General features: G+C 43.2%; 27 protein-coding genes. 16 read left to right on the forward strand and 11 right to left on the reverse strand.

Features of this window, described 5'->3' with window-relative positions; genetic code table 11:
- Window positions 1-154 precede the first annotated feature (154 nt).
- Window positions 155-1582, reverse strand: a complete 1428-nt coding sequence (gene dnaA / locus IPL34_RS04965) for a chromosomal replication initiator protein DnaA (RefSeq protein ID WP_296838608.1) — start codon at window positions 1580-1582, stop codon at window positions 155-157.
- A gap of 246 nt (window positions 1583-1828) precedes the next feature.
- Between dnaA and rpmH the strand changes: the two genes are divergently transcribed.
- From rpmH to mnmE, 4 genes are read left to right on the forward strand one after another with little or no spacing between them, the layout of a single operon-like run.
- Window positions 1829-1963, forward strand: a complete 135-nt coding sequence (rpmH, locus tag IPL34_RS04970; protein WP_296838611.1) for a 50S ribosomal protein L34 — start codon at window positions 1829-1831, stop codon at window positions 1961-1963.
- 28 nt (window positions 1964-1991) lie between these two features.
- Window positions 1992-2366: a ribonuclease P protein component gene (gene rnpA / locus IPL34_RS04975; RefSeq protein ID WP_296843037.1), complete on the forward strand. Its 375-nt coding sequence runs from the start codon at window positions 1992-1994 to the stop codon at window positions 2364-2366.
- Between the two features lie 27 nt (window positions 2367-2393).
- Entirely contained in the window at window positions 2394-4052 is a 1659-nt protein-coding gene (yidC, locus tag IPL34_RS04980) for a membrane protein insertase YidC (RefSeq protein ID WP_296838614.1), read from the forward strand.
- A gap of 56 nt (window positions 4053-4108) precedes the next feature.
- A complete protein-coding gene (mnmE, locus tag IPL34_RS04985; RefSeq protein WP_296838617.1) occupies window positions 4109-5449 on the forward strand; it encodes a tRNA uridine-5-carboxymethylaminomethyl(34) synthesis GTPase MnmE in 1341 nt (446 codons plus the stop codon).
- A 3-nt stretch (window positions 5450-5452) separates the two neighbouring features.
- Here mnmE and IPL34_RS04990 read toward each other — a convergent pair whose 3' ends face one another.
- The gene (locus tag IPL34_RS04990) at window positions 5453-6376 is read right to left on the reverse strand and encodes a putative phage abortive infection protein (protein WP_296838620.1); all 924 of its coding nucleotides are present in this window, start codon (window positions 6374-6376) and stop codon (window positions 5453-5455) included.
- A gap of 204 nt (window positions 6377-6580) precedes the next feature.
- Here IPL34_RS04990 and IPL34_RS04995 point away from each other — a divergent pair, with 204 nt between their 5' ends.
- On the forward strand, window positions 6581-7615 hold the full coding sequence (locus tag IPL34_RS04995) for a PDDEXK nuclease domain-containing protein (protein WP_296838623.1): 1035 nt from the start codon (window positions 6581-6583) through the stop codon (window positions 7613-7615).
- Between the two features lie 73 nt (window positions 7616-7688).
- On the opposite strand, the gene IPL34_RS05000 is transcribed toward IPL34_RS04995, so the two are convergent.
- Window positions 7689-7868 carry a hypothetical protein gene (locus IPL34_RS05000; RefSeq protein ID WP_296838625.1) on the reverse strand — a complete coding sequence of 60 codons (180 nt, stop codon included), beginning with the start codon at window positions 7866-7868 and terminating at the stop codon, window positions 7689-7691.
- Window positions 7869-7963: 95 nt separating this feature from the next.
- A complete protein-coding gene (locus tag IPL34_RS05005; protein ID WP_296838627.1) occupies window positions 7964-9586 on the reverse strand; it encodes an ABC-F family ATPase in 1623 nt (540 codons plus the stop codon).
- A gap of 146 nt (window positions 9587-9732) precedes the next feature.
- Here IPL34_RS05005 and IPL34_RS05010 point away from each other — a divergent pair, with 146 nt between their 5' ends.
- Together IPL34_RS05010 and IPL34_RS05015 are read left to right on the forward strand one after the other, a co-directional pair.
- Window positions 9733-10359, forward strand: a complete 627-nt coding sequence (locus tag IPL34_RS05010; protein ID WP_296838629.1) for an MBL fold metallo-hydrolase — start codon at window positions 9733-9735, stop codon at window positions 10357-10359.
- Window positions 10360-10385: 26 nt separating this feature from the next.
- Window positions 10386-10967, forward strand: a complete 582-nt coding sequence (locus IPL34_RS05015; RefSeq protein WP_296838632.1) for a CAP domain-containing protein — start codon at window positions 10386-10388, stop codon at window positions 10965-10967.
- Window positions 10968-10969: 2 nt separating this feature from the next.
- Here IPL34_RS05015 and IPL34_RS05020 read toward each other — a convergent pair whose 3' ends face one another.
- Window positions 10970-12163 carry a GNAT family N-acetyltransferase gene (locus IPL34_RS05020; protein ID WP_296838634.1) on the reverse strand — a complete coding sequence of 398 codons (1194 nt, stop codon included), beginning with the start codon at window positions 12161-12163 and terminating at the stop codon, window positions 10970-10972.
- A gap of 57 nt (window positions 12164-12220) precedes the next feature.
- A complete protein-coding gene (locus IPL34_RS05025) occupies window positions 12221-12709 on the reverse strand; it encodes a rhodanese-like domain-containing protein (protein ID WP_296838637.1) in 489 nt (162 codons plus the stop codon).
- Window positions 12710-12848: 139 nt separating this feature from the next.
- Here IPL34_RS05025 and IPL34_RS05030 point away from each other — a divergent pair, with 139 nt between their 5' ends.
- Together IPL34_RS05030 and IPL34_RS05035 are read left to right on the forward strand one after the other, a co-directional pair.
- On the forward strand, window positions 12849-13916 hold the full coding sequence (locus IPL34_RS05030; protein ID WP_296838639.1) for an FAD-binding oxidoreductase: 1068 nt from the start codon (window positions 12849-12851) through the stop codon (window positions 13914-13916).
- A gap of 118 nt (window positions 13917-14034) precedes the next feature.
- On the forward strand, window positions 14035-14919 hold the full coding sequence (locus tag IPL34_RS05035; protein WP_296838641.1) for an NAD(P)-dependent oxidoreductase: 885 nt from the start codon (window positions 14035-14037) through the stop codon (window positions 14917-14919).
- A 105-nt stretch (window positions 14920-15024) separates the two neighbouring features.
- Here the strand turns inward: IPL34_RS05035 and IPL34_RS05040 are convergent, their stop codons facing one another.
- Window positions 15025-15999, reverse strand: coding sequence for an HNH endonuclease (locus IPL34_RS05040; protein WP_296843038.1), 975 nt, complete (start codon window positions 15997-15999; stop codon window positions 15025-15027).
- Window positions 16000-16137: 138 nt separating this feature from the next.
- Between IPL34_RS05040 and IPL34_RS05045 the strand changes: the two genes are divergently transcribed.
- Complete coding sequence (locus tag IPL34_RS05045) at window positions 16138-17418, forward strand: type II toxin-antitoxin system HipA family toxin (RefSeq protein WP_296838643.1); 1281 nt, start codon at window positions 16138-16140, stop codon at window positions 17416-17418.
- Window positions 17415-17699 (forward strand): helix-turn-helix transcriptional regulator, encoded by a 285-nt coding sequence (locus tag IPL34_RS05050; RefSeq protein WP_296838645.1) that lies wholly within the window; start codon window positions 17415-17417, stop codon window positions 17697-17699. The genes IPL34_RS05045 and IPL34_RS05050 overlap by 4 nt, the downstream gene beginning before the upstream one ends.
- 91 nt (window positions 17700-17790) lie before the next feature.
- Here IPL34_RS05050 and IPL34_RS05055 read toward each other — a convergent pair whose 3' ends face one another.
- Window positions 17791-18492 carry a Fic family protein gene (locus IPL34_RS05055; RefSeq protein WP_296838648.1) on the reverse strand — a complete coding sequence of 234 codons (702 nt, stop codon included), beginning with the start codon at window positions 18490-18492 and terminating at the stop codon, window positions 17791-17793.
- Window positions 18493-18637: 145 nt separating this feature from the next.
- Here IPL34_RS05055 and IPL34_RS05060 point away from each other — a divergent pair, with 145 nt between their 5' ends.
- Together IPL34_RS05060 and IPL34_RS05065 are read left to right on the forward strand one after the other, a co-directional pair.
- A complete protein-coding gene (locus tag IPL34_RS05060) occupies window positions 18638-18916 on the forward strand; it encodes a type II toxin-antitoxin system RelB/DinJ family antitoxin (protein WP_296838652.1) in 279 nt (92 codons plus the stop codon).
- Window positions 18909-19178: a type II toxin-antitoxin system YafQ family toxin gene (locus IPL34_RS05065; RefSeq protein WP_296838654.1), complete on the forward strand. Its 270-nt coding sequence runs from the start codon at window positions 18909-18911 to the stop codon at window positions 19176-19178. The genes IPL34_RS05060 and IPL34_RS05065 overlap by 8 nt, the downstream gene beginning before the upstream one ends.
- A gap of 82 nt (window positions 19179-19260) precedes the next feature.
- On the opposite strand, the gene glyS is transcribed toward IPL34_RS05065, so the two are convergent.
- Together glyS and glyQ are read right to left on the reverse strand one after the other, a co-directional pair.
- Entirely contained in the window at window positions 19261-21315 is a 2055-nt protein-coding gene (glyS, locus tag IPL34_RS05070; protein ID WP_296838657.1) for a glycine--tRNA ligase subunit beta, read from the reverse strand.
- Window positions 21316-21318: 3 nt separating this feature from the next.
- Entirely contained in the window at window positions 21319-22236 is a 918-nt protein-coding gene (glyQ, locus tag IPL34_RS05075) for a glycine--tRNA ligase subunit alpha (protein ID WP_296838659.1), read from the reverse strand.
- Window positions 22237-22438: 202 nt separating this feature from the next.
- On the opposite strand from glyQ, the gene IPL34_RS05080 reads away from it, so the two are divergent.
- The 3 genes from IPL34_RS05080 (at window position 22439) to IPL34_RS05090 (ending at window position 25403) form a co-directional block, all read left to right on the forward strand.
- Complete coding sequence (locus tag IPL34_RS05080; protein ID WP_296838661.1) at window positions 22439-23479, forward strand: tRNA (5-methylaminomethyl-2-thiouridylate)-methyltransferase; 1041 nt, start codon at window positions 22439-22441, stop codon at window positions 23477-23479.
- A gap of 179 nt (window positions 23480-23658) precedes the next feature.
- Window positions 23659-24843, forward strand: a complete 1185-nt coding sequence (locus IPL34_RS05085) for a class I SAM-dependent methyltransferase (protein ID WP_296838664.1) — start codon at window positions 23659-23661, stop codon at window positions 24841-24843.
- Window positions 24831-25403 (forward strand): hypothetical protein, encoded by a 573-nt coding sequence (locus IPL34_RS05090; RefSeq protein WP_296838666.1) that lies wholly within the window; start codon window positions 24831-24833, stop codon window positions 25401-25403. Before IPL34_RS05085 ends, IPL34_RS05090 begins: the two co-directional genes overlap by 13 nt.
- A 210-nt stretch (window positions 25404-25613) precedes the next feature.
- On the opposite strand, the gene IPL34_RS05095 is transcribed toward IPL34_RS05090, so the two are convergent.
- Complete coding sequence (locus IPL34_RS05095; RefSeq protein ID WP_296838669.1) at window positions 25614-26210, reverse strand: SH3 domain-containing protein; 597 nt, start codon at window positions 26208-26210, stop codon at window positions 25614-25616.
- Window positions 26211-26220 lie beyond the last annotated feature (10 nt).

A 26220-nucleotide genomic window follows, 5' to 3' on the forward strand; every position in this document is an offset into this window, starting at 1 on the left:
CTATTCGCTTGTGGATAAGTCTGTGGATATCCTGTGGATATCCTGTGGATAACATGTGGATAACTCACCTAGACTGACTTATCCACAATTTGTCCACAGCTTATCCACAGCTTATCCACAGGCTTATCCACAGACTTATCCACAGGGTTTTTGCTTAAGTACTGAGCAATTTGACTAAAATCCGATAGTCTTCATCAATCTGATTATCACCCTCTCTCAGCTCTGCTACCTTACGTGTAGCATGTAATACTGTGGTATGGTCACGTCCTCCAAATTCTTGACCAATTTCAGGCAAACTGGAGGTGGTCAATTCTTTAGCTAAGGCCATGGCAATTTGTCTAGGGCGTGCAATCACTCTATTCCGTTGTTGTGAGTCCAGATCTGCAACACGGATATTGTAATATTGTGCCACCACTTTCTTAATATTGGTCACCGAAACTAATTTATCTAAATGAGCAATCTGATCACGTAAGGCACTTTCTACAAATTCTAAGTTTAGTGTATGCACGCAGCGTAGTCTCATGCTGGCTATGACTCGTTGTAATGCACCTTCTAAATCACGAATATTAGTTCTAAAGCGTTTAGCAATAAAAAAGGCAGCATCACTGGGAATAATCAACTGACTGTCTTCCGCCTTTTTACGTAAAATAGCCACACGGGTTTCTAAATCAGGAGGCTCCACCGAAACTGTTAATCCCCAACCAAAACGTGAGCGTAAACGATCATCGATACCTTCTACATCACGAGGGAAGCGGTCACTGGCAATAATAATTTGTTTTTGATGCTCTAATAAGGCATTAAAGGTATGAAAAAACTCCTCCATCGAGCGCTCTTTATTAGCGAAAAATTGAATATCGTCGATTAATAGCGCGTCGGCACTGCGATAATATTGCTTAAAGTCTTCAATACGTGAAGTCCGTAAGCCATTAATCATATCATTCACAAAACGCTCAGCATAAACATAAATCACACGGGCATCCGCTTTATGCTCTAAAATGCGATTACCAATAGCGTGCATTAAATGAGTTTTACCTAAACCAACACCACCATAAATAAAAAGAGGATTATAAGACTTGCCCGGATTTTCGGATACTTGTTGTGCGGCTGCACAAGCTAGTTGATTGGATTTACCCTCTACATAGTTATAAAAAGTCATTTTATTATTTAGCGAACTAATAAAGCGATCTGTATTTAAAGGCGTGACGGTTTGACTCGCTGAGCTGCTGGTAACAATAGATTCTGTTTTGGTTTTAGTAGTGGAACTAGAATTGCTTGTTGCAGTAATGGGATTAGAGGGGGGGGTTACAGCAATATTGAGTTTGTCGGAGGCTTGGGGAATAGCAGTTTGACGCGAACCTATTTGGAGCATAACGTCAAAGTTTTGATTACCTGAAAGTGTCCGTACATGAAATACAATACGCGGTAAATAATTATCATGAATTTGTTGTAATACAATAGGGTTGGGAGCTAATAGGTAAAGTGCTCCTTCTTGCTCTACAGCATAAAGACTACGTAACCAAGTATTAATTTCTTGGTGGGGAAATTCATGTTCAAGTTGCTGCAAGCAATGTTGCCAAAGCATAGTGAGAATGAGCCTATATATTAAGTCAATCGGGATCAAAAAAGGGAGGTTCTTGTGGATAAGTATAGCCTTTGCACTGAGTTATCCACAAGTTATCCACAGGCTGGGGATAACTTATAAGCACCTACTGTCACAAAACAAAAGTTGACATTAGGGAGTTGATCAAGTATTTTTCTTTGCCTTTTTGTGGGTCTCTGTAGGTGCAGATGCGCCCCCCTACAACAATCAAAGTTTGGTAGCATTGTCATGAAAAGAACATTTCAACCTAGTAATCTGCGCCGTGCACGTACTCACGGTTTTCGTGCTCGTATGAAAACAGCAGATGGTCGCAAAGTATTAAGTGCTCGTCGTGCTAAAGGTCGTGCACGTTTAATTCCTTAAATTAGTAACAGGTTGATTATCGACTGTGATGGCTTTTCCGCGCCAGGTGCGGCTAACACGTCCGGGCGAATTTCAACACGTTTTTGAGCGCGGTCGACACCGCAAATTTAGTGGACAAGGTTTAATGGCTCGTGTCCGCGAGAATGATGTTCAATATGCACGGTTAGGTTTAGCAATTTCTAAGCGTAACTTACGCCGTGCTGTTGATCGCAATTTGGTAAAGCGGCTTGCACGGGAAAGTTTTCGTCACTATCAAGCTAAACTCCCGGCGGTTGATATTGTGATACTTAGCCAACCTTCACTTTTGGGCATGCCCAACTCTGATATAGCCCAACAGCTTGAACTCATCTGGCAACAAGTGCAACGCCAGTATTCGAGTCGACCCCGTTCTAATACCACTTAATATCTACTACTCAGTATCGAGGATAGTATGGATTCTCAACGCCCCCTCCTGTACCTGACCCTAATCTTTTTAGGCTTTATGCTTTGGAGTGCTTGGCAAACTGATCATGCACCCAAACCCGTCGCGCCTAATAATGTCAGCAGTACCACGACTACTACCGCTACACCTAATGCCACAGGTGAAGTACCTAACGCCGCGCTTAATACCGCCAATAACACGGTAGCCAATAATGGTCAGGCTCAAGTGCTTACTGTGAAAACCGATGTGCTGGAGCTAAAAATCAGTACTCAAGGGGGCGATATTATTGAAGCCAGCTTACCCACTTATCCGGTAAGCCTAGAGAAAAAAGATCAACCTACGCGTATTTTAGATCTCAATGGGCGCAATTACGTGGCACAATCAGGTTTATTACATACCGTGATTGCGGGGCAAAATACTGAAAACTTAGCACCCAATCATCAAGCACTATATAGCGCACCTCAACCAAGTTTCACTTTAGCGGAAGGGCAAAATGAATTAGTAGTCCCTTTGACTTGGACAGGTGCAAATGGCATACAAGTTACTAAGCGTTATGTATTTAAACGCGGTGACTTTAATGTACAAGTGCAACATGAAGTGCAAAACAACACGAATCAGCTCTGGTCTGGTTCTGAGTATCGTCAATTAAAACATGGCCCATACACGGCTACGGGTTCAATGCTCACCGGTATTCAGGCTTATGTGGGGGGGGCTTATTACTATGACGATAAGTACACCAAGATTCAGTTTACGGATATGGAGAGTGAGCCGATTAACCTCACTACCACAGGCGGCTGGGTCGCATTGCTAGAGCATTACTTTGTAAGTGCATGGGTTCCGACACAAACCGAGCAAACCAATTATTACAGCAAAGGCGTGACCCAATTAGGTAATAAATCCTATGTACTAGGGGCACAAGGAGCGGTTAAACAAATCGCTCCGGGGGCAAAAGATACCTTTACCTCGCTGTTTTATGTAGGTCCTAAAGATCAGGATAATCTCGAAAAGTTAGCTAAGGGCTTAGACCTAACGGTGGATTATGGTATTTTTGCCTTTGTATCGAAGCCCATTTTCTGGCTGATGCAAATGATCCACTCCGTAGTAGGCAATTGGGGTTGGACTATTATCTTTTTGACCCTATTGATTAAAATCTTATTCTTCTACCCCTCAGCCGCTAGCTATAAATCAATGGCTAAGATGAAGGCGGTTGCACCTCGTTTAAAAGAAATTACCGAGCGTTATGCCAATGACCCTCAAGCTAAACAAAAAGCCATGATGGATATTTATCGCAAGGAAAAAATTAATCCCTTGGGTGGTTGTTTGCCTATTTTGATTCAGATTCCAGTGTTTATGGGCTTGTATTGGGTATTGGTAGAAAGTGTGGAGTTGCGTCAAGCGCCGTGGATGCTGTGGTATAAAGATTTATCAGTGATGGATCCTTATTTCATCCTGCCTCTGATTATGGGTGTGAGTATGTTTGTGCAACAAAAGCTCAATCCTCCCCCGACTGATCCGATGCAGCAAAAGATTTTCCAATTTATGCCCATAGTCTTTACCGTGTTGTTCTTATTCTTCCCAGCGGGTCTAGTCCTATACTGGGTAGTCAATAACGTGTTATCGATTGCCCAACAGTGGTTTATCAATACTAAGATTATTGGACACGCTTAATACCCCTCACCCTGAACCTCTTCCGCAAGGGAAGAGGTCCTAAGAGACATTAGTTTATGTGGAATCATTCCGACACTATCGTTGCCATTGCTACAGCGCTGGGGCGCGGTGGAGTCGGAATTGTCCGTCTCTCTGGTCCTCAAGTTCCTACTATTGCCGCCGCTATTTTAGGCTCTTTGCCTAAGCCACGTTTTGCCTCCCACCGTCAGTTTTTAGCAGCGAATCAGTCCGTATTGGATGATGGTATTGCCTTATATTTTCCAGCACCTAACTCGTTCACAGGTGAGGATGTACTCGAATTACAGGGGCATGGCGGTAGGGTAGTGCTCGATATGATCGTCAAGCGCTGTCTGGAATTAGGGGCACGGCTAGCGCGTCCGGGGGAATTTTCTGAACGCGCATTTTTAAATGACAAACTCGATTTAGCCCAAGCCGAAGCGATTGCGGACTTGATTGATTCTAGCTCTGAACAAGCAGCACGTTCAGCCTTACGTTCACTCCAAGGTGAGTTTTCTCAAGCCGTTAATAGGCTACTCCAAGAACTGATTGAGCTGCGCGTTTATGTTGAAGCGGCTTTGGATTTTCCCGATGAAGAAATTGATTTTCTCGCTGATCAAGCCGTCACGGATCGACTAGAGCGCATTAAATCCCAACTCAGCACTATTTTTCAAAAAGCGCGGCAGGGTAGCTTACTGCGAGAAGGGATGCATTTGGTGATTGTTGGGCGACCTAATGCGGGTAAATCGAGCCTCTTAAATGCGCTGGCGGGGCAGGAAACTGCCATTGTGACCGATATTGCGGGCACAACGCGCGATATTTTGCGTGAACGAATTAATCTAGAGGGGATGCCGCTGCATATTGTCGATACCGCAGGGTTACGTGAGAGTAATGATCCAGTGGAGCAGATTGGAATTGAGCGGGCATGGCGCGAGGTAGAAAAGGCGGATTTGATACTGTTATTGGTCGATGATACCCAAGCCGAAGACTCTGAAAATGCCGCGATTGTGGCGCGTTTGCCAGAGCGTTTGCCGCGTTTGACGGTGCATAATAAGGTGGATTTGAGCGGTAAAGCAGCAGGGAAACACGAGGGGCAGCTTTATATTTCGGCTAAACAAGGGCTAGGGATTGAGGAGTTAAAGGCGGAACTGAAAGCTCGTATGGGTTTTCAGGGTGAGCAAGAAGATACATTTATTGCACGGCGGCGGCATTTGCAGGCACTGGAGGATACGCAGCAGGCAGTGGAGCGGGCGGAGTATCAATTGCGGGTATTTAATGCAGGTGAGCTAATGGCGGAGGAATTGCGTATAGCTCAAGAGGCGTTAGGGCAAATTACCGGAAAATTTACCCCTGATGATTTATTAGGTGTGATCTTTAGCTCGTTTTGTATTGGGAAGTAGGGTTTATTCTAGGTCTCGTATCAGCAAATATTCAGAGTTATTGGCAAATGCTTTTGGAGCATAACAATTCTTCTGAATTAATTCGTGTAAGAAGCTTTTATCTAAGTGTTTTGTTAAGCTTAAATGCTCAAAAATGCTATACCTTTCGACTAGAGCTTTCAGTTTAGGATAGTTTTCTAAATTACTTTCTCTTGTTTCTATGCAATTTAATAATATCAGTGTTCCTAAGTGGTCACTAATAAGAGATTTAAATAAGTTAGCATAGCCTTGTTCTTCTATACTTAGAGTATTGTAGTTTTTTATACTATCTATAGTAAAGCTATCTTTTTCTATATTATGATTCAGGTAGATAAACCTAAGGATTTGGTGTAGCAGCATTAAATATGATTTAATAAAATGCTGCTTTCTTATAAAGGATTGAATAGCGGTTTTTGCATCTTCTAATGTAGATATGTGTATAGTGTGTTTATTTAAATTGCCTTCTAATGTATCAAGGGTTTTTGATAGTTGACTATATTGATTTAGTAAAGCAAAAAAAGTGTTCTCAAATCGCTGCTGCTTTTGAGTTAATGCCTGATCAGCTAGTGCTTTCTCTGATTCCTCCGCAGCTTTCCTACTTAACTCTAACTCCTTACGTGTCAGTGATAACTCTCTTTGCGACTGAAACAAAGTAGCTAGGAGCATAATCAATCCTAAAAAAGCAAATATAGGATTCAGCACTCCACCAAAGAAATCTCCAGTAGTCCCCCAATCTCCTCTATCTGTTGTAGTGGGTGCTACAGTCTGCAATGCATTCTGATAAATTGTTACGACATAGTAAGCAAAACCACAAGCTACTACTATCAAAGTTAGCATTAAAATAATGAGCCAATACTCGCCTAGAAATTCGAGTATTTTAGATTTTTGAGGGGCACTGTGATCATTCATAACTAAAAACTTTGTACAAACTATATGATTAATATTAGCTCATCAATGGGTTAATTAAAACTAGAAGTTATTGATAGGTTTGTAATAAGATTTAACAAAGTACTTTGATGCAAACTATTAGTACTGAGTTAGGACACATACAAAACTACATCAGTATTCAAGTTTATTATTCACGTTTTTTCCTAGTTGGAAGGAAATCACCTCATGACTCATGACCCTACAAAGCAGCTTGCATTACCTCTCAATCTAGTGGATACCCTGCGTGAGCTGATTCAACAAGCTCGCCAGCAAGTACTGCGTCATGTAGACACTATTCAGGTACAAACCTACTGGCAGATAGGCAAGCATATTGTAGAGTTTGAACAAAATGGACAAACTCGCGCCACCTATGGCAAGCGCTTATTACCTGAACTAGCTCAAGTACTTACGCAAGAATTTGGAAAAGGTTTTGATGAGCGTAACCTACGGAATATGAGGGCTTTTTTTCAGAGCTTCCCCATTTGGAACGCAGTGCGTTCCGAATTGAGTTGGACACATTATCGCCTATTATTGCGAGTCGATGATCCGGCTATCCGTCAGTGGTACATGAATGAAGCAGCAGGGCAAAATTGGAGTACTCGGCTATTAGAACGGCAAATTGGTTCCTTGTATTACGAGCGCTTACTTTCAAATCAAAATAAAAACCAACTACTTGATCAAACCCAACAAGCTATTAAAAAAAGCACTCCACGTAATTTTGTACGTGATCCGGTAGTACTAGAGTTTTTGGGTTTACCCGATACTGGAAAATTATTAGAAGCTAACCTTGAGCAAGCACTGATGAATAAGCTGCAACAATTTCTTTTAGAGTTAGGTAAAGGTTTTGCATTTGTAGCGCGGCAACAGCGTATTAGTACTGAGACTCAGGATTTTTATATTGATCTAGTATTTTACAATTATTTACTAAAATGCTTTGTTTTAATTGATCTAAAAACTGGGCATTTAACTCATCAAGATATTGGGCAAATGGATATGTATGTGCGCATGTATGACGACTTACGCCGTGGTGAGGATGACAACCCTACCGTTGGGATTTTATTATGTGGCAGTAAAGATCAGTCGGTCGTGCGTTATTCAGTTTTACATGAAAGCGAGCAACTCTTTGCCAGTAAGTATCGCTTAGTTTTACCTAGTGAAGAAGAGTTACGTCTTGAGTTAGAGCAAGATCAACAGGAGTGGGAAAGCTATCAAAATAACTGACTGGCAAATAACAATGTGATAATAGCTCTATATCTATTAATGCAATTGGTCGAGCAAACCAATTACTTGGAAGCTATTTTACAAAAGTTCCATACTTCCAAATATACCACCCTAAATAAGCTAACCCTGCTAATAATACTATTCCTGAACTAATGCAAATCTTAGTATTTAAATAGCGGCAGGCTAAAAAACCTATTAAGCCTAATATTGCTAAAACAATAATAAGTCCAACCCAACTAATTGTTATATTCATACTACTACTCCTATCTTGGATAGACTTTAATATTAGCACTTTTTTTAATTAAGATTGAAATAGGTAGGGGCAGCAGGACTACCCCTAATAGTTATTTATTCTAAACCTTGAGAAGCGAGATACTCATCATAAGTACCACGATAATCAATGACTCGACCATCGCCTTTTACATCGAAAATACGAGTAGCTAGGGAGCTTACAAATTCACGGTCATGCGATACGAAAACTAAAGTACCGTCATATTTGGCTAAAGCACCGTTTAAGGATTCAATCGACTCCATATCTAAGTGGTTAGTCGGTTCGTCCATCATCATCACATTAGTACGCGATAACATCATACGCCCAAAAATCATACGCCCTTTCTCACCGCCTGATAACACGCGGACTGATTTTTTTACCGTATCGCCACCAAATAATAAACGCCCTAATGTGCCACGAATTTGCGTTTCGGCATCCTCACCCTCATAGCCTTCTTTACGCACATATTCAGCTATCCAGTCAGTTAAAGAGCGATCACTTTTAAACTCATCTTCGTGATCTTGCTCATAAGAGCAAATACGTACTTTTTCCGCCCATTTAATCGTGCCTTTTTGCGGTTGTAACTGACCTTCGAGTAATTTAACTAGCGTGGTTTTACCGACTCCATTTTCCCCGATAATAGCGACTTTTTCTCCCGCCTCAATGGTGAAACTAAAGTTATTGATTAAAGGCTTATCCATGCCTTCATAACCAAAGGTGAGATTTTCCACTTCGACGGCAAAGCGATGTAAACGCTCTTTTTCATCATATTCAAAGCGAATCCAAGGATATTGACGACTAGAGGGTTTAACATCTTCGGGTTTTAATTTATCAATCAGTTTACGGCGACTGGTGGCTTGTTTGGCTTTAGATTTATTGGCTGAGAAGCGGCGAATAAAGTCCTGTAATTCGGTAATACGTTCTTTCGCTTTAGCATTGGCATTGGCTTGACGTTCACGCGCTAAAGTGGACGCTTCCATAAAGTCATCGTAATTACCTGCATACACTTGGATTTTACCAAAGTCTAAATCGGCGGTATGGGTACAGACTTGATTTAAGAAGTGGCGGTCATGCGAGATAATAATCATGGTCGACTCACGATTATTTAACGTTTCTTCTAACCAGCGAATGGTATTAATGTCGAGGTTATTGGTGGGTTCATCCAATAATAAAATATCGGGATTAGCAAACAGCGCCTGACAGAGTAATACCCGTAATTTCCAACCCGGAGCGACTTCGCGCATTAGACCTTGATGTTGCTCAGTGGGAATACCTACCGCTAATAGGAGTTCTCCTGCACGCGATTCAGCCGTGTAACCATCGAGTTCGGCAAATTCCCCTTCTAATTCAGCCGCCTGCATATAATCGTCTTCGGTGGCGTCAGGATTGGCATAAATCGCGTCTTTAGCCGACATGACTTTCCACATTTCCTCGTGCCCCATCATCACCACATCGAGTACGCGCACCTCCTCAAAGGCAAATTGATCTTGGCGCAGATAAGCCATGCGCTCATTAGGATCTTTAGAGACGTTACCGTAGGAGGGTTCTTGTAAACCGCAGAGAATTTTCATAAAGGTTGATTTACCCGCGCCATTCGCGCCAATCAAACCGTAGCGATTACCATCGCCAAATTTTACCGAAACATTATCAAACAATGGCTTAGCGCCAAATTGCATCGTGACATTAGCAGCGACTAACACAGGGGAGTCCTCTTGAATTCTGGTGTACTGAATTGTAGTAGTGGGGCGTTACTGTAGCAGGTTTAGGGGGTGGGTGCAGCTTGCTCAACCACACGATTTAACTAATCGATGGTATTATTTCCCTAATCTAAAGTTTGGAACTGACTATGCAATATATCACTATACCCGTCACCGCCTTTGAGCAAAACTGTAGCATTGTGTGGAATGAAGCCACTCAGCATTGTGCTTTGGTTGATCCGGGGGGCGATGTACCTAAACTCATTAGGGCTATTACCGAGCGCAATCTCATTCCTCAAGCAGTATGGTTAACTCATGGGCATATGGATCATGTGGGAGGTGCAAGAGCGATTGCCGATCACTATCACATTCCGATTATGGGTCCACAAGAGGATGATGCCTTTTGGCTCGATGCATTGCCTATACAAGCGCAACGCTTTGGTTTACCACATGCCGAGGCATTAAAGCCAGACCAATGGCTTAAGCATGGCGATACATTAAAGTTGGATCATTATAGTTTTGAGGTACGCCATACTCCGGGGCACACGCCCGGACATGTGGTGTTATATAGCAGCGATTTGCAAACCGTATTTGTGGGTGATGTGCTGTTTGCAGGCTCGATAGGGCGTACTGATTTTCCGCGTGGGAATCATCAGCAATTATTAGACTCCATTCGCAGCCAATTATTTGTTTTGAATGATGAGATTGAGGTTGTGCCGGGACATGGCCCTAATACCACAATTGGTCATGAACGAGCTTATAACCCCTACTTTTAACGACTCCAATAGCGAGGGAGAGTTTCATGCGTTATCAACTCTGGAGCCTAGTACTCCTTCTGATCGTGGGCTTAGCCGGATGTAGTTCTAGTCCCGTCATCAATCCCAATGCACCCACCCCGCGCTCCGATGCAGCACAAGATTGGGCAGCATTAATGACTAACTCGCATAACACGGTACGCGCTAGATTAGGTTTGCCTGCGTTGCAATGGTCTAATACCTTAGCAAGTTACTCACAAGAATGGGCTAATCATTTAGCCACAACGGCGGGGTGTAAAATGATTCATCGGGTAGAGGCTAATAATAATCCAGCGGGTTATGGTGAAAACCTATTTTGGTCAAGTCCGGTGATGTGGGATGACGGTACGAATGAGGTCGCTAAGGTCAGTGCAGCACGCGTCGCTCGTGATTGGGCGGCAGAGGATAAGTATTATGACTATGCTAGCGATACTTGCGCTGTGGGCAAGCAATGCGGTCATTATACCCAAATGGTGTGGCGTGATACGCGTCAGCTCGGTTGTGGTATGGCGTATTGCCCGAATGGTGGACAGATTTGGGTGTGTAGCTATGATCCTCCGGGGAATTGGGTAGGGCAACGTCCTTATTAGGTTTAAAGCTTCAGTGTGGGCGTATGAGTTTGAGTGGGTAAATACTGAGCAAAATATTCGTTCACTATTTCAGGCTTATAAGGCACATGTTCCCAAACTTCACTCATGTATTCGGCGACGGCACGTTGTTCTTGTAGAGTATGACGTGCTATGGCTTGGCGCATGCCGTCGTGTGCCACCCAATGACTGGATTGGGTGCGAGTGGGGATAAAACCGCGTGGTACTTTATGTTCCCCTTGCGCCCCCGGCTCAAATACTTTCAGACCGTGTTTAATACAGTGCTCAATACCTTGGTAGTAACAGGCTTCAAAATGCAGGCTATCAATATATTCCGTACAGCCCCAATGCCGTCCATAAAGACGCGTGTCACTGCTAAACATTAGTGATCCAGCAATACAGTCCTCGCCTTTATCTGCCAGCACTAATACCACTTGATCCGGCAAAGTCTCGGCGACTTGTTTAAAAAAGCCTTCATTAAGGGTTGGCACACCCCATTTTTCTTCAAAGGTACGGTTATAAAATAAAGCAAAATGCTCCCAATCTTGAGCGCTGGCGGTATGACCATTTAAACAGCGCAATTGAATACCCGCCTCCTGTACTTTGCGTCGCTCTTGGCGAATATTTTTACGTTTTTTGGGTTGTAGGTTATTCAGAAACTCTTCAAAGTTTTGATAGCCCAGATTCATCCAGTGAAATTGGCAATCGTGGCGCGTCAGTAAGCCTTGTGTGCTCATCCATGCTTGTTGATCTTGAGGGGGGAAAAGGCAGTGAAAGGTACTCGCTTTTAATTCTTCAGCCAGTTGTAAAGTGGTACTGAGTAAGAGTGGATAAAGCTCAGTCTCTCGACCCTTTTGTACTAATAAGCGTTGTCCGGTCGCAGGGGTATAGGGAATGGAGGTGACTAATTTCGGAAAGTAGCGCAGCTTGTAATGGTGATACGCTTGCGCCCACATTTGATCAAAAACAAATTCACCGTAAGAGTTGTTTTTCAAATATAAGGGTTGTGCAGCAACGAGTATCTCGTTTTCATACACAGCAATATGATGCGGCAACCAACCAAATTGCTCACCTACACAACCATTATGCTCCTGGGCCACTAAAAACTCGTGGCGCAGGAAAGGGTTATTATCGAGTACTAGGGCATTCCATGCACTCGCTTTCACTTGGCTAAGACTGGAGAGGATTTCAATACGCATAATTAACTATTTCGCCAGAAATCCCAAGGGCTGTCTATTCTCCCTAAATCGTGCCCCTTATTGTGGAACGACAGGAAGCCCTTCTTTGATCCAGCCTGTAATACCGCGCTGCACATTATACACTTGGCTATAACCGGCTTGTGAGAGCATTTGAGCACCTACTTGGGTACGGTTTCCGGTGCGACAAATAATCGCTATAGGCTTATTAGTAGGCGCAATCTGGTTAATTTTATTGGGAAATTCAGGATTAATTCCCCCTTTGGCGTCAAATAGTGTGAGGAGTTGGCTGCCTTTTACTACACCTGTTTGCTTCCATTCTTCTGGAAGGCGAATATCCACTAGCGTCACACCCTGATCGAGTAAGGTTTGCAATTGGGCATTGCTAATATCTTCGATTTTACCAATAGTCGTAGGGGCTGCCATCGTGACGGCGCTCGCAGTGGCAGTCGTGGTCGGGGTTGATGCACTTGAGGTATTCGTATTGCTACCACCGCAGCCAGCCATGCTAACAGTTAATAACAGCGTTAAAAGTAATGTTGATTTCATGATACGGATTAATGTTTGTTAGTGTAATTGAGTAAAGCCAAAGCATAGGCGAATGCCTTGAAAGCGTCTACTGCTTTGCAAAGCCTAAGGCTAAGGTATAATTGATCTTTGTACCAATCCCCCTGCCCAAAGGATATAAATGAAAGATGTAATTATTGTTGGTGGTGGTCTTTCTGGCATGTTGACCGCGCGTGCACTGCATCAAGCGGGCATGAGTGTCATGTTGATTGAGCAACACGAGTTAGGGCGGGATTCTTCTTGGGCAGCCAATGGCATGCTAAATCCGGTATATCCTTGGCATTGTCCAGCTCCAGTGATGGATTTAGTGTTAAATGGTTTACAACACTATCCGGCTTTAAGTGCCGAACTCAATAGTGTGAGTGCTATTGATATGCAGTGGGAAGTATCGGGTACGCTTTATCTAGATGCCAATGAGTATAGTGCTGCACAAGCATGGGCGACACACTATCAGCAGACGTATCAATTATTAGATGGTATGGAGTGGTTACAAGCTTGTGAGCCTGCCTTAGCGCCTGCTTTTAACCAAGGCTTACACTTCCCTCAGTTTGCGCAATTACGTAATCCACGCCAACTAGCCGCCTTACGCGCTTGGTTACGTTCCTATCCGGTGTTAATTAGTGAACATACTTCCGTGGATAGTTTGATTATTGAGGAGGGAGCGATCCGTGGTGTGTGTATGGGCGGGCAAGAATGGCGGGCTAAGCGCGTTATTTTAACCACGGGGGCGTGGAGTAGTGGCTTTCCAGAGCTGCAATTAGGGATTCGTTCTACCACCACGCATAGTGTGATTTTCCGAGGTGAACCGGATGTGTTAAAGCATATGGTGATTTATCAGGGTAAATCATTAGTGCCGCGACGTGATGGGCGCATTGTGTTTAGTACCCCTTTGAATAATAGCGAGCAAGCCTTAGCTGATCCATTGGCTGCTATGAAGACCGAGGCGGTGGAGTTAGTACCTGCTTTAGAGCACATCCGTATGCAGCATCAATGGTGTGGTGTATTTCCAGAGACATTAGATGGTTTGCCCTATATTGGTGAGCATCCAGCGCTTGCTAATTTATGGGTGAATGTAGGGTTGGCTCAGTATGGTTTAGCCGCAACCGTAGCCTCGGCACGCTTATTAGTGGCACAAGTTTTGGGTCAGCAACCAGAGCTTGATCCAAAGCCGTTTAGCTTGGGGCGTTAAGAAACCCCTCCCAGCCTCCCCTTATCGAGGGAGGTGCAAGAAAAACTCGCCTCCCTTGATAAGGGGAGAGTCGGGGTGGGGTTACAGTATTTGTGTATATGCAATAATAGGATTCCACATGACAACCATCAAAACAGCATTTATTGGTTTAGGGGTGATGGGTGCTCCTATGGCGGGGTATTTACAGACTAAGGGCTACCCGACCACGGTTTATAATCGCTCGGCTGAAAAAGCGGAAAATTGGGTCAAGCACTACGGTGGCTCAATGGCTTTGACCCCTAAAGCAGCGGTACAAGAGGCGGATATGGTTTTCATGTGTGTAGGCAATGATAACGATGTGCGCAGTGTGGTGTATGGCGCTGAGGGCATTATTGCGGGTATGAAAGAGGGGGCTTTGTTGGTTGATCATACGACGACTTCGGCGACCTTGGCGCTGGAGTTGGCGGGGGCATGTGATGCGATTGGTGCGCGTTTTATTGATGCTCCGGTGTCTGGAGGGCAGGTTGGGGCGGAAAAAGGCGCTTTGACGATTATGTGTGGTGGTTTTGAGGCTGATTTCAATGAAGCCAAACCCGTGATGATGAGCTATGCCAAAGCGGTGAGTTTATTAGGCGAACACGGTCAAGGTCAGCGCTGCAAGATGGTTAATCAGATTTGCATTGCAGGCATTTTGCAGGGCTTGAGTGAAGCGATTTTATTAGCCGAAGAAAGTGGTTTGGATGTAGCGCAAGTGGTTGAAACTCTTAAGCACGGTGCGGCGGGTTCATGGCAAATGGAAAACCGCGCTAAGACGATGGCAAAGGGTGAGTTTAATTTTGGGTTTGCGCTCGATTGGATGCGTAAAGATTTAGCGATTTGCTTGAATGAAGCGAGCCGTCATGGTTTGACTTTGCCACTGACTCAAGCGACCGATGAGCGCTATGCTAAGTTGCAAGAGAAAGGTATGGGACGGATGGATACGTCAAGTTTGATTGAGGCTTTGCGGTTGGAGCAGAAAATATAGTTTAATATTACTTACCACTTAATGTGTTTTTCTATTTTTAACAATACCTAGAGACTCAATAGCGCCTTATTCAAAATTAATAAAAAGTAGTAAAGTTCTAGTATTTTAACTTTCTCTTTTTAACCATATATATTTATTTGGTGCTTCAGACTTAAGATAAAGAGCGTAGTCTGGGGTAGGAGGAAACTTATTTAGTCTATCTGGAATAATCACTGGACAGTTATCATAAAATATCAAATAAGGTAAATTAAGAATAGCAAAATTCATAAATTTGATTTCAAAGGGTTTTTTGAATATTAAATTTTTTGGTAATACTTTGTAAAGTGGTGAAGGGAAAACAATAAGTTTATCAAATATAATGCAGCAGGGATATATTTCGTCAAGTTGAGTAATTAGACCTATTTCTGTGTAATGTGAATTTTCAAGATCTAAATCTATAACCCTTGCACCGTCTAAATGGCAATTACATTCTAAAATTTGTTGTCGTACAATATCTAATGAGCTTTGGAGAACCCAATTATAACCAATATTGTGGAACCACATTAGATATGCTGCTGTAATATAACCAACCTCTATTTCATTGTCATGCTTTAAAACTTCAGGCTGAAAGCCTACTTCTAAGTTGTCTTCAAGGTCAAGGACGTTGTTAAGAGCAGTAATTTTATATGGAGAGTTTGTATTGATAGGAATAAAAATATCTATCAATCCATCTTCTGATTCATTTATAGATCCACAAACAGTTATTTGATTTAATGTAATATATTTGCTTTTTGTTTTTGCATGTAGAAATGTTCCCTTTGGGTTATTTAAGATATTAAGGTATTCTCCAAACCATTTATCCTGTTTTTCACCAAAGTGTGAATTACAAGCTTTACATAAAAGAGTCCACTCTTTACCACCTGATGCTTGGGGTAGTATATGACCTGCTGTAAATGTGTTTTGATCAAGTTCTAAATCAAGAGATTTTAAACACGTTGGGCATATGAATTTATTATCAAACCCGCTCCCAAACGTACAAAGATGCCTACTAAGGTATTTAGCTAATTGTAATCTTGATGATTTCGTTGATTTTTTATACATATTTGCCAAGTTTTATTATATTCTTAACCATTACTTATTTTAAGCATTGTGAAGTTTAGATTAAATAATTTAATAAGTATAGCCATTATAGTATCCACTTTAATTACAATATTTTGCAAAACCAGCTATTATAATAGCATGAAATGCACTATCGAAATCTTTCACAACAACCAGTGGCACGAAGCCGCCACCTTTATGCCTGCACCAGATGTCACCACCAAAGGCTACAAAAGTGCGGGACGCTTGAGCTATGACACACTTTATGCGGCTCAATATAGCGAGCAAGGCATAAGTGCAGCCGTAAGCTGTCGTTACCCTGTCAACTTTGAAATTCATAAAGAAGAGGCTTGGGCTGCCTTTTTACTAGATATTTTGCCCTCTGGTGCAGGGCGGCGTTTTTGGCTGCAAAAACTAGGCATTCGTGATGGGGCTAGTGCGGACTGGTCACTACTCTGCCAAGGTGCAGGTAATCCCATTGGTAATCTGCGTATTCGTGAAGCTGTCAAGATACTAGATAGCAATACTCCCCACCTAGGTTTTAGCTATGACGAAGTACTCAGCCGAGGCGATGCTTTTATCGAATATGCCTACCAACATGGAGCGCCGATAGCAGGGTCTAGTGGTGCGCAGGGTGATGCACCTAAATTTTTGTTAACTCAGGATAAAAACCAACGCTGGCATGGTGATGGTACGTTGCCTGATGATCAATGCTCAAAATATTGGTTAGTGAAGTTTCCCCGTAGTAATCGGTTAGATGATGTGCGTGTCTTGCGTAATGAAGCCGCCTATTATGCGGTGGCTCAATGGTTTGGAGTGCGTACAGGTCAAGCTTTGGAATTAGCTCAAGATGCGTTATTTATTCCCCGTTTTGACCGTGTAGTAAAGGGTGATCAAGTACAGCGCTTAGGCGTTGAAAGCCTGACCTCATTAGCAGGTATTAGTGATTTTGGTATGGCTACCAGTCAAAATAAGTATTGTCATGTTATTGCTCAATATACCACCCAACCTGAAACCGAATTACTCGAATTTGTACGCCGCGATGTATTGAATGTCGCTCTGGGTAACACCGATAATCACGGACGCAATACTGCTGTAATTCGCTATCCTGATAATCAAGTATGGCTAAGTCCTCTATATGACTTTGCGCCTATGATTCTGGACTCACAGGGGATTGCGCGAGTTTCACGCTGGGAAAATGAAGAGCATTATGGTCAACCCGAATGGGTTTTAGTCGCTAAGTTTTTAATTCAACTAGGCTGCAATCCTACCAAGGTTTACGCCTTATTTAATGATGTAACTCAAAAACTACTGATATTGCCCCAAATACTTGATAAGTTTGGCGTTGATAAAGCATTACAACAACAATTACAACCACGGATTCAAACAGTACTCCAGCATTTACAGGCAGTAAAACCATGACCCGCGCTCGTAAACCGATTGATACTGAAACCTCAATAGCCATGCGTGAAGCCTTTTATGAAGCAGTAGATAGTGGTGGTTTGAATATTGCGGAAGGAGTGAGGCGTATGCGCGAAATTGTAAATATGACCCAACCCGAATTTGCTCAATGGCTCAAAATCGCACCGCGTGCTTTAATGGATATTGAGCGCGGAGTGGGAAATGCACGTATGAGTACTTTATTAAAGATTGCTAAACCGTTTAATTTACAAATCGGTTTTATTCATAAGCCTAAAAAATAAGTATTGCAGCTTAATACTAGCTAGGGAGGTGAAATAAAAAGTAGTGTTATTTTTGAGTCAATACCTCTAAATTAAAATAAGTATTCTTTAGCTATTTAACTTGAAAGTTTTTAATAATTTTTTCATTCAAACAGCTTCGCAAAAATGTGTTCATAGGAGTCATATTATTTGAGGAGTAAAAGTCTAACATTAAGGTGTTAAACTCTTGTTGACGCTTAGCAGGGACATTAATAATAGGAAAGCCATTTGAGAGTAAAATCCCATTCATCATAAAGTGCCCCATATGCTTATTAATGTCCCAAAAGAATTGATTGCGTGCCATTTGTAAAAAAGCAGTGATCGCTTGATCATATATATCAGTTTCTTGAGCTACTAATTTTTCCACTTCCGCCCAACGCTCACCTAATTCTTCAGGTGCTGGCGGTTCATAACTAGAGCCAGCAATAGAAACATAGCCAGAACGAAATTGTCCCCATTCCAAGGCTTCTTCTTGGGCCGCTATAGCATGTAGTTTTAAGGTTGTTTCCTTATCAAACCTAAAAGCATTTTTGTCCACTAAATTAAACAGAGTTTCCCAAGTTTTAGCCTGATTGAGTGCCATATTCTGATCACTGATTTTATGACCACCTACGGTAATACCATCCAAAAGGGTTTGAACTTCGGGAAGGGTCATATTAACCCCTTCGAGGTTTACAGCATCGTAGACGAGTGCAGCCAAGTCCCGTTTGGCGAGTTGTTTAGCAAGAGGGACATTGGGTTGCATTGCCCAATGGGTGTCGTGTGGAGTTATCATAGCCTTTTCTTTAATTTACTTGGTCAAGGTAAGTATAACTTGAGAGTAGCTATAAGGTGAGAATAACTACAGATTGACTACTTTGATAAGCATTGTAGTACTATTGTGTTACTATGTTATACAAAATGATGCAAAAGGATTAAATATGAGTAGCGAAATGTTAAGTACTCGTATCGATCATGATACAAAAGTAGCCTTTACTACGATTTGTGAGGCAATAGGTTTAAGTCCTTCACAGGCTATCAAGTTGTTTGCTTGTGCCGTGATTAATCATGGTGGTATTCCGTTTGAATTGAGGGTACGGCAACCTAATAGAAAAACCGCAGCCGCTATTCAGGAATTAGCTGATGGTCAAGGACATAAGGTAGAGTCTGTGGATGCAATGCTAAATGAGTTGACTGAAGGTAAGGTCAAGCATGTATAGCCTTGAGTATTCAACGCAATTCAAAAAGGATTTTAAGAAAATAACTAAAATGTCTATCCCTGATATTATTGAAGTAGGGCGTATTATTTCAAAATTACAAGCAGGCGAAACTTTAGATGAGAAAAATGTCGATCACCCCCTAACAGGTAACTGGCTAGGTTTTCGTGATTGCCATATAAAACCTGATTTGGTATTGATTTATCGAGTGTTTGAAGGGCAATTACAATTAGCCCGAATTGGCTCGCACAGTGAGTTGTTTTAACGCACATATGGATTCTAGGCATGATTTGAAAGAAAAACCGAACTTTCCGATTTTTCTTTCAAATACTTAAGCAGGAGTGGTGTTACAACACCGATAAATCCGCTACTTGCAGGAACAACCCGCGCAACTGATTCAACAATGCCAAACGATTATCACGTAGCTGCATATTCTCATCCATGACCATCACATCATCAAAGAATTGATCCACAGGTGCGCGTAATGCTGCTAATGAGGTCAAAGCTTTTTCATAGTCGCCTTGAGCAAACAAGGGTTGCACAATTTGCTGCTGCTCGGCTACTGCTTTAAATAGCACTTGCTCGGCAGGTAATATTAATAGCTCCGTATTAACTGTTGCAGGAATAGACGTTTCGACTTTACGTAGAATATTAGAAATCCGTTTATTCGCCGCTGCTAAACTGTCTGCTTCAGGTAAACCTTTAAACGCTGCAACCGCTTTTACGCGATGATCAAAATCTAAGGGTTGCGAGGGTTTTAATGCGGCAACCGATTCAACTAATTCCGCATTAATACCTTGCTCTTGGTAATAAGCACGTAGGCGTTCAAAAATATAATCACGTACTTCGTCAATATTAGGTTTTTTGCCTAAAGTACTCGTTAGATTTTCAGCCGCTACATCCAATAATTGCACTAAATCGAGTGGTAAACGTTGCTCAATAATAATCCGCAATACACCCACCGCCGCACGACGTAAACTAAACGGGTCTTTTGTACCTGTAGGTTTTTGTCCAATGGCAAAAATTCCCACCAGCGTATCAATACGCTCCGCCAGTGCTAAAATACGTCCGGTTTGAGTACTAGGTAGCTCATCACCAGCAAAGCGGGGTTGATATTGCTCATTAAGTGCCAGCGCTACTTCCTCAGGCTCGCCATCGAGACGCGCATAGTAAGTACCCATAATCCCTTGCAAATCAGTGAACTCGAATACCATATTGGTCATTAGATCACATTTGCCCAGCTCGGCGGCACGTACTGCCAGTTGACTATCAGCGCCCAATTGTTGGGCAATCACTTGAGCGAGTTGTGCTACACGAGTCGATTTATCCAACAAAGTACCGAGTTGCTGTTGGAATACGACGGTTTTGAGTTTGTCACGACGCGATTCGAGTTTGTGCTTTTTATCCTGCTCCCAGAAAAACGCCGCATCGGTAAAGCGTGGTCGAATCACGCGCTCATTGCCGCGACTCACACTCTCAGGATTGGAGCTTTTAATATTGCTAATGGTAATAAAGGAAGGAAGCAATTTGCCGTTGTCATCGGTTAGACCGAAGTACTTTTGATTGCCCTGCATGGTGTCGATCAAGGCTTCTTGCGGCACGGAGAGGAAACGCTCCTCGAACTTACCCACGATAGCATTAGGGTACTCCACCAGTGCGGTCACTTCATCCAAAAGGCTTTCAGGCATAATCGCTTTTGCACCAAACGATTGAGCAATAGCCAGTACTTGGCGGCTAATATTGGCGCGACGCTCGGCAAAATCAACCCAGACATAAGCCGCTTTTAATTGCTCAGCGTAAGTACTAGGTGCGGTAATCGTCACTAGGTCTGGATGATGGAAACGATGACCGCGTGATTGATTACCCGTTTTAATACTTAAAATTTCGGCGGGAATCACTTCGCTATCGGCGAGCATCACAATCCAATGAATCGGACGCACAAACTCTGCCGAACCTGCGCCCCAACGCATGCGTTTTGGGATGGGTAGTGCCGCTAATGATTTTTCAACAATGGCGGGGAGTAAATCTTTAGTTTGTTGACCCGCTTGATGTTGTTTGAATACTAACCATGAGCCTTTATCGGTTTCTAAACGCTCTAATTGCTCAAATACCACACCACAGGAACGTGCAAACCCTTCGGCTGCTTTGCTGGGTTTACCTTCTTTGTCAAAAGCAGCTTGTAAGGCTGGACCGCGTTTTTCAATCACTTGATCCGGTTGTTGTGTGGCAATGCCTTTCACCCATACAGCTAAACGACGCGGTGCTGCATAAGGAGTTATTTGCTCGGCAGTTAGACCAGCATCGCTAAAGCCTTGAATAATGCCTTGAGTGAAGGCTTCGGATAGGCTAGGTAGAGCTTTTGGCGGTAACTCTTCTGTACCAATTTCGACTAATAAATCCATGAGTTATACCGCCTCTGGGTTAGTATTTTGCAGCATAGGAAAGCCTAATTTTTCACGAGTCGCGTAATAACCTTCTGCCACTGCACGAGCTAAAGTTCGTACTCGTAAAATAAAACGTTGACGCTCCGTGACTGAAATCGCTTTACGCGCATCGAGTAGATTGAAGGTGTGTGACGCTTTAAGCATTTGCTCATAGGCAGGGAGGGCTAAACCTAATTCAATCAAGCGTTGGCTTTCTTGTTCACACACATTGAATTGATTAAATAGTGCTTCGACATTGGCGTGTTCAAAGTTGTAGGTGGACTGTTCCACTTCGTTTTGATGATATACATCGCCATAGGTGACAATACCCTGAGGGCCTTTTGCCCATACGAGGTCATACACACTTTCTACCCCTTGCATATACATAGCAAGACGTTCCAAACCATAAGTAATTTCACCCGATACCGGACGGCAATCTAAACCACCGACTTGTTGGAAGTAGGTAAATTGAGTGACTTCCATACCGTTGAGCCAAATTTCCCAACCTAAGCCCCAAGCGCCTAGTGTAGGCGATTCCCAGTTATCTTCGACAAAGCGAATATCGTGCTCCAGTGGATCAAAGCCCAACATTTTGAGCGAGCCTAAATACAGCTCTTGAATATTGTCAGGTGAGGGTTTGAGGATCACTTGGAACTGATAATAGTGCTGGAGACGATTAGGGTTTTCACCATAGCGACCATCGGTTGGACGGCGTGAAGGTTGCACATAAGCTGCTCGCCAAGGCTCAGGTCCTACTGCACGTAAGAATGTCGAAGGATGAAACGTGCCTGCGCCCATTTCCATATCATAAGGTTGGACAATCACACAGCCGTGCGCCGCCCAGTAGGCTTGCAGTGCTTGGATCAGCCCTTGAAAGGTTGAAAGGTCGTAATTTGCCATGTTGGTATGATCATTGTTTGCCATGAATGGGCAGGGATTATACTGCAACTTATAGGTGCGGCGTAGCCACTTGAAGGGAGCTAAGTGAAGAATGGTGTGAGAGTGGGGATTAGGGGGCAAAGTTATTAGATTCCATACCCGTATTACAGTCTAATCGCGTATAATCGCTGCTGATTATTGAATTTAGTTTGTAGTATAAATTATGGCGCAACCACGCAAAGCCGTCGCACTGATCTCTGGCGGTCTCGATTCCATGTTGGCAACCAAAGCTATTCTTGAGCAAGGTATTCATGTTGAAGGGATTAACTTTTTCACAGGCTTTTGTGTGGAGGGACATACCCACGCTATTCGCCGCCCCAATGCTGATAAAGTCAAACGTAATAATTCGCTTTGGGTCGCCGAGCAGCTCGGTATTAAACTGCATATCATTGATATTGTGGAGGAATATAAGCAGGTCGTACTCAATCCTAAGCACGGCTATGGCGCACAGATGAACCCTTGCCTTGATTGCAAAATTTTCATGGTCAAAAAGGCGCATGAGTGGATGGAGCAAAACGGCTTTGACTTCATTATTACGGGTGAAGTAGCTGGGCAACGTCCTATGTCACAGCGTATGTTTACTATGCCAATTATTGCTCAAGAGTCGGGCGCTGAGGATCGAATTGTACGCCCCTTATGTGCGCAAAAGTTGCCAGCCACTTTGCCAGAACGGGAAGGCTGGATTGATCGAGATAAACTATTTGCTTTTAGTGGGCGTAGCCGTAAGCCACAAATGGCTTTAGCCCAACAATGGGGTATTGAAGAATATGCCCAGCCTGCGGGTGGCTGTTGTTTTCTTACGGATGTTAATTACTCTGCCAAAATTAAAGATTTATTTGCGCATCGTCCGAATCGGGATTATGAATTAGACGATATTATGCTGTTGAAAATCGGGCGACATGTGCGTCCGCGTCCACATTTTAAAATGATTATTTCGCGTGAAGAAGGCGAGACTAATTTTCTCGAAGGCTATAAAAAGCAATTTATTTGGATCAAGACGGTGAGCTGCTCAGGACCTTTGACCTTATTAGATGGGCAGCATATTACTGAGGACGATATTCGGCTCGCAGCGCAATTAACGGCTCGCTATAGTCAGGGTAAGCATTTATCTGAGGTATTGTGTCGGTATGCTATCCCCGGACAAGATGCTGTGGAAATAACGGTCAGTCCTGTGATTGAGCCTTTAGCAGAATGGTTGTTATAGCGTTAGACTAGGCTACTGATTCAAAGTATTGATGTATTACTTCCGAGGTCGCTGTAAATACATCCCTGTACGCTACAAGTCGGCATCCATGCCGACAAGACCTCTCCAGTAATACACCAACACTTTGAATTGAGTGAAGGTGTCATTATTGTTTTCTATTCCCAATACAAGTAGGCAGCATGGTTGCTCAAGTCATTCTCAAACCCAAACGGGATAAAAATATTCGCGCCCATCACCCTTGGGTATTTTCCGGTGCTATTCATAAGGTCAATGGTAAACCACAATTAGGCGATACTGTATTAGTCGAAAGTGCTGAGGGGCAAGTACTCGGTATGGGGGCTTGGTCGCCGGAGTCGCAGATTCAGGTACGCATGTGGTCGTTTACGGTGTGCGAATTAGATGAAGCTTTTTTTCATGCCAAAGTACGAGCAGCGTTGGATTATCGTAAAGCTTTAGGTATTCCTGAACGTAATACTGCCTACCGCTTAATCAATGCTGAGTCGGATGGTTTGCCCGGCTTTACGGTGGATGTAGTGGGTGATTGGCTGATTATGCAAGCTTTAACCGCTGGGGCTGAGCGTTGGAAATATATGCTAGCCGATGTATTACTCACCGAATTGCACTGTAAAGGGGTTTACGAGCGCTCCGATGTTGAGGTGCGCCATAAAGAAGGCTTAGATCCCGTCGTGGGTGTGCTGCGCGGTGAAAAGCCTCCCGCTCACATTGATATTGTTGAGGAAGGACGCTATTACCGTGTGGATGTGCTCAATGGACACAAAACCGGATTTTATTTAGATCAACGCGATAATCGTTCCTTACTCCAAGCCTATGCTCAGGATAAAACGGTACTGAATTGTTTTTCCTATACCGGAGGTTTTGCGATTGCCGCTTTAAAAGGGGGGGCAAAACAAGCTATTAATATTGATGCCTCTCAGCCCGCTTTAGAGTTAGCGGCTCAATCGGCTGAGCTGAATGGTTTTAACGCCGAGCAGATGGACAATATTAATGCGGACGTATTTAAGCTGTTACGCCAATATCGAGATGAGGGGCGACAGTTTGATATAGTGGTACTTGATCCGCCTAAGTTTGCCGAAAATAAAAATCAATTGGAAAAGGCAGCACGAGGCTATAAAGATATTAATCTACTAGGCTTTAAGTTATTACGTCCGAATGGCTTGCTCTTTACTTTCTCGTGTTCAGGGCTAATGGACAGTAATTTATTCCAAAAAATTGTAGCGGATGCGGCAGTCGATGCGGGATGTGAAGGGCGTATTATTCGCAAAATGGATCAAGCTACCGATCACCCGACGCGCTTAGCCTTTCCAGAAGGTTATTACCTCAAAGGATTAATATGTCAGAAGTAACTCCCCCTAATACCAATACGCCTGCCAACTCGCCTAGCAATGTGCAACAGCTTATTGGCTTATTCCAGAAAGTGCTGCCTCTCGTTTATGGCATAGCGAGTAAATTACGCTGGGCACTCATTATTGGTGTAGCGATGCTTGCATGGATTGCCGTATGGCTAGTGGGTATTAAAGGATTTAGTTTAGGCATTGCAGCGGTAGTGGTGATTATTGGTGCGATTCCTTTATTGATTATTTTGCGCTTTTGGTGGTCGTTGGAAGAGCTAAAAGACTTACCTAATATTGTGAATAATATGGTGGGCGACGCTAAGAGTACTTTGGTCGATACCGTGAATGAGGTCAAAGCGGGCAATATTAAAAAGGTAGGTTTTTTAGGTTCTGCTAAGGGTTTATGGTCGATTGGCTCGGCATTGACAGAGGCTAGAGGGTTATTAGGTTCTTATGTGGGCTTAGCGACTTTGATGAATCCGTTTTCCTTAGTTTTAGGGGTGTTGTCGATTATAGCGATTGGGGTATTAGCGATTATTGGGATAGTGCTAGCGGTAGTAGCCTTATTTTAGTCGAGCAGAATGAAGTTTAGTAGTGTGCTAAGTGTCTAGCTAAAAGTAATCGTGTGTTGCTGGAGCAGTCTTGGCGGCAGGGAAGCCGCCTTAAAGCGTACACGGACGTATTGATAGCGTCTGCGGAGGAAATGCAGGATTACTTTGGTTCAAGTACTTACAAGAGCCACATAGAGTCAGCAAAGCAATAATATCTCACTGACTCTAAAACTAGCGGCAGCAGCCACTCAAAAAGGTTTTATTCGGCAACATGACTTCGACTGCATAGGGATAAACTATATCTGACATACCATCTGAGCACTGACCAGTTTTCTGAATTAGAAAGGCTAATTTACCTGCCTCAACTACTGTAGTTGTTTGATCACGAGTAGCGGAGCGTTTAGTGACTGTCGTACGGTACTTAGTATCATCTTTCATACTCTCGCCCTGTACCGTTTTGCCATTGAATTTAAAACCCCAAAATGGCTCAGTCCCACTACATTGTAAGCGCTCGGTAGCTTTTGAGGTTGTCGCCCCCAAACGATTTAAATTCATAGTGGGTGTGAGATATTTTTTATTGACCCAACCCTCAAAATTATAAAAATGCACTTGCACCCATGTAGCACTACCCACCTTTTTTTCAGTGCCATTACTGATGACTTGTGTGCCTTTGGGAAAGTTATAGCGTATTTCAGCATTGGCACTTGGTTCAGCTCGTAGATTCAGACCATCACTAGCATTGACGGTATACACATTAAACGGAGCCGCTTGAGCAGCATGAGTCACTAAGCTCAGTGCGGCGGCTAAGACTAAAGTTAAGGTGCGCATGATCAGAATC

Origin of the sequence: Thiofilum sp. (genome assembly GCF_016711335.1) — a bacterium.
In the GTDB taxonomy this organism is placed as follows: domain Bacteria; phylum Pseudomonadota; class Gammaproteobacteria; order Thiotrichales; family Thiotrichaceae; genus Thiofilum.

What these genes read in the sequence shown, in the direction of transcription:
- dnaA (WP_296838608.1), bottom strand. Translation starts at nt 1,582, where the DNA reads ATGCTTTGGCAACATTGCTTGCAGCAACTTGAACATGAATTTCCCCAC.
- rpmH (WP_296838611.1), top strand. Translation starts at nt 1,829, where the DNA reads ATGAAAAGAACATTTCAACCTAGTAATCTGCGCCGTGCACGTACTCAC.
- rnpA (WP_296843037.1), top strand. Translation starts at nt 1,992, where the DNA reads ATGGCTTTTCCGCGCCAGGTGCGGCTAACACGTCCGGGCGAATTTCAA.
- yidC (WP_296838614.1), top strand. Translation starts at nt 2,394, where the DNA reads ATGGATTCTCAACGCCCCCTCCTGTACCTGACCCTAATCTTTTTAGGC.
- mnmE (WP_296838617.1), top strand. Translation starts at nt 4,109, where the DNA reads ATGTGGAATCATTCCGACACTATCGTTGCCATTGCTACAGCGCTGGGG.
- IPL34_RS04990 (WP_296838620.1), bottom strand. Translation starts at nt 6,376, where the DNA reads ATGAATGATCACAGTGCCCCTCAAAAATCTAAAATACTCGAATTTCTA.
- IPL34_RS04995 (WP_296838623.1), top strand. Translation starts at nt 6,581, where the DNA reads ATGACTCATGACCCTACAAAGCAGCTTGCATTACCTCTCAATCTAGTG.
- IPL34_RS05000 (WP_296838625.1), bottom strand. Translation starts at nt 7,868, where the DNA reads ATGAATATAACAATTAGTTGGGTTGGACTTATTATTGTTTTAGCAATA.
- IPL34_RS05010 (WP_296838629.1), top strand. Translation starts at nt 9,733, where the DNA reads ATGCAATATATCACTATACCCGTCACCGCCTTTGAGCAAAACTGTAGC.
- IPL34_RS05015 (WP_296838632.1), top strand. Translation starts at nt 10,386, where the DNA reads ATGCGTTATCAACTCTGGAGCCTAGTACTCCTTCTGATCGTGGGCTTA.
- IPL34_RS05020 (WP_296838634.1), bottom strand. Translation starts at nt 12,163, where the DNA reads ATGCGTATTGAAATCCTCTCCAGTCTTAGCCAAGTGAAAGCGAGTGCA.
- IPL34_RS05025 (WP_296838637.1), bottom strand. Translation starts at nt 12,709, where the DNA reads ATGAAATCAACATTACTTTTAACGCTGTTATTAACTGTTAGCATGGCT.
- IPL34_RS05030 (WP_296838639.1), top strand. Translation starts at nt 12,849, where the DNA reads ATGAAAGATGTAATTATTGTTGGTGGTGGTCTTTCTGGCATGTTGACC.
- IPL34_RS05035 (WP_296838641.1), top strand. Translation starts at nt 14,035, where the DNA reads ATGACAACCATCAAAACAGCATTTATTGGTTTAGGGGTGATGGGTGCT.
- IPL34_RS05040 (WP_296843038.1), bottom strand. Translation starts at nt 15,999, where the DNA reads ATGTATAAAAAATCAACGAAATCATCAAGATTACAATTAGCTAAATAC.
- IPL34_RS05045 (WP_296838643.1), top strand. Translation starts at nt 16,138, where the DNA reads ATGAAATGCACTATCGAAATCTTTCACAACAACCAGTGGCACGAAGCC.
- IPL34_RS05050 (WP_296838645.1), top strand. Translation starts at nt 17,415, where the DNA reads ATGACCCGCGCTCGTAAACCGATTGATACTGAAACCTCAATAGCCATG.
- IPL34_RS05055 (WP_296838648.1), bottom strand. Translation starts at nt 18,492, where the DNA reads ATGATAACTCCACACGACACCCATTGGGCAATGCAACCCAATGTCCCT.
- IPL34_RS05060 (WP_296838652.1), top strand. Translation starts at nt 18,638, where the DNA reads ATGAGTAGCGAAATGTTAAGTACTCGTATCGATCATGATACAAAAGTA.
- IPL34_RS05065 (WP_296838654.1), top strand. Translation starts at nt 18,909, where the DNA reads ATGTATAGCCTTGAGTATTCAACGCAATTCAAAAAGGATTTTAAGAAA.
- glyS (WP_296838657.1), bottom strand. Translation starts at nt 21,315, where the DNA reads ATGGATTTATTAGTCGAAATTGGTACAGAAGAGTTACCGCCAAAAGCT.
- glyQ (WP_296838659.1), bottom strand. Translation starts at nt 22,236, where the DNA reads ATGGCAAATTACGACCTTTCAACCTTTCAAGGGCTGATCCAAGCACTG.
- IPL34_RS05080 (WP_296838661.1), top strand. Translation starts at nt 22,439, where the DNA reads ATGGCGCAACCACGCAAAGCCGTCGCACTGATCTCTGGCGGTCTCGAT.
- IPL34_RS05085 (WP_296838664.1), top strand. Translation starts at nt 23,659, where the DNA reads ATGGTTGCTCAAGTCATTCTCAAACCCAAACGGGATAAAAATATTCGC.
- IPL34_RS05090 (WP_296838666.1), top strand. Translation starts at nt 24,831, where the DNA reads ATGTCAGAAGTAACTCCCCCTAATACCAATACGCCTGCCAACTCGCCT.
- IPL34_RS05095 (WP_296838669.1), bottom strand. Translation starts at nt 26,210, where the DNA reads ATGCGCACCTTAACTTTAGTCTTAGCCGCCGCACTGAGCTTAGTGACT.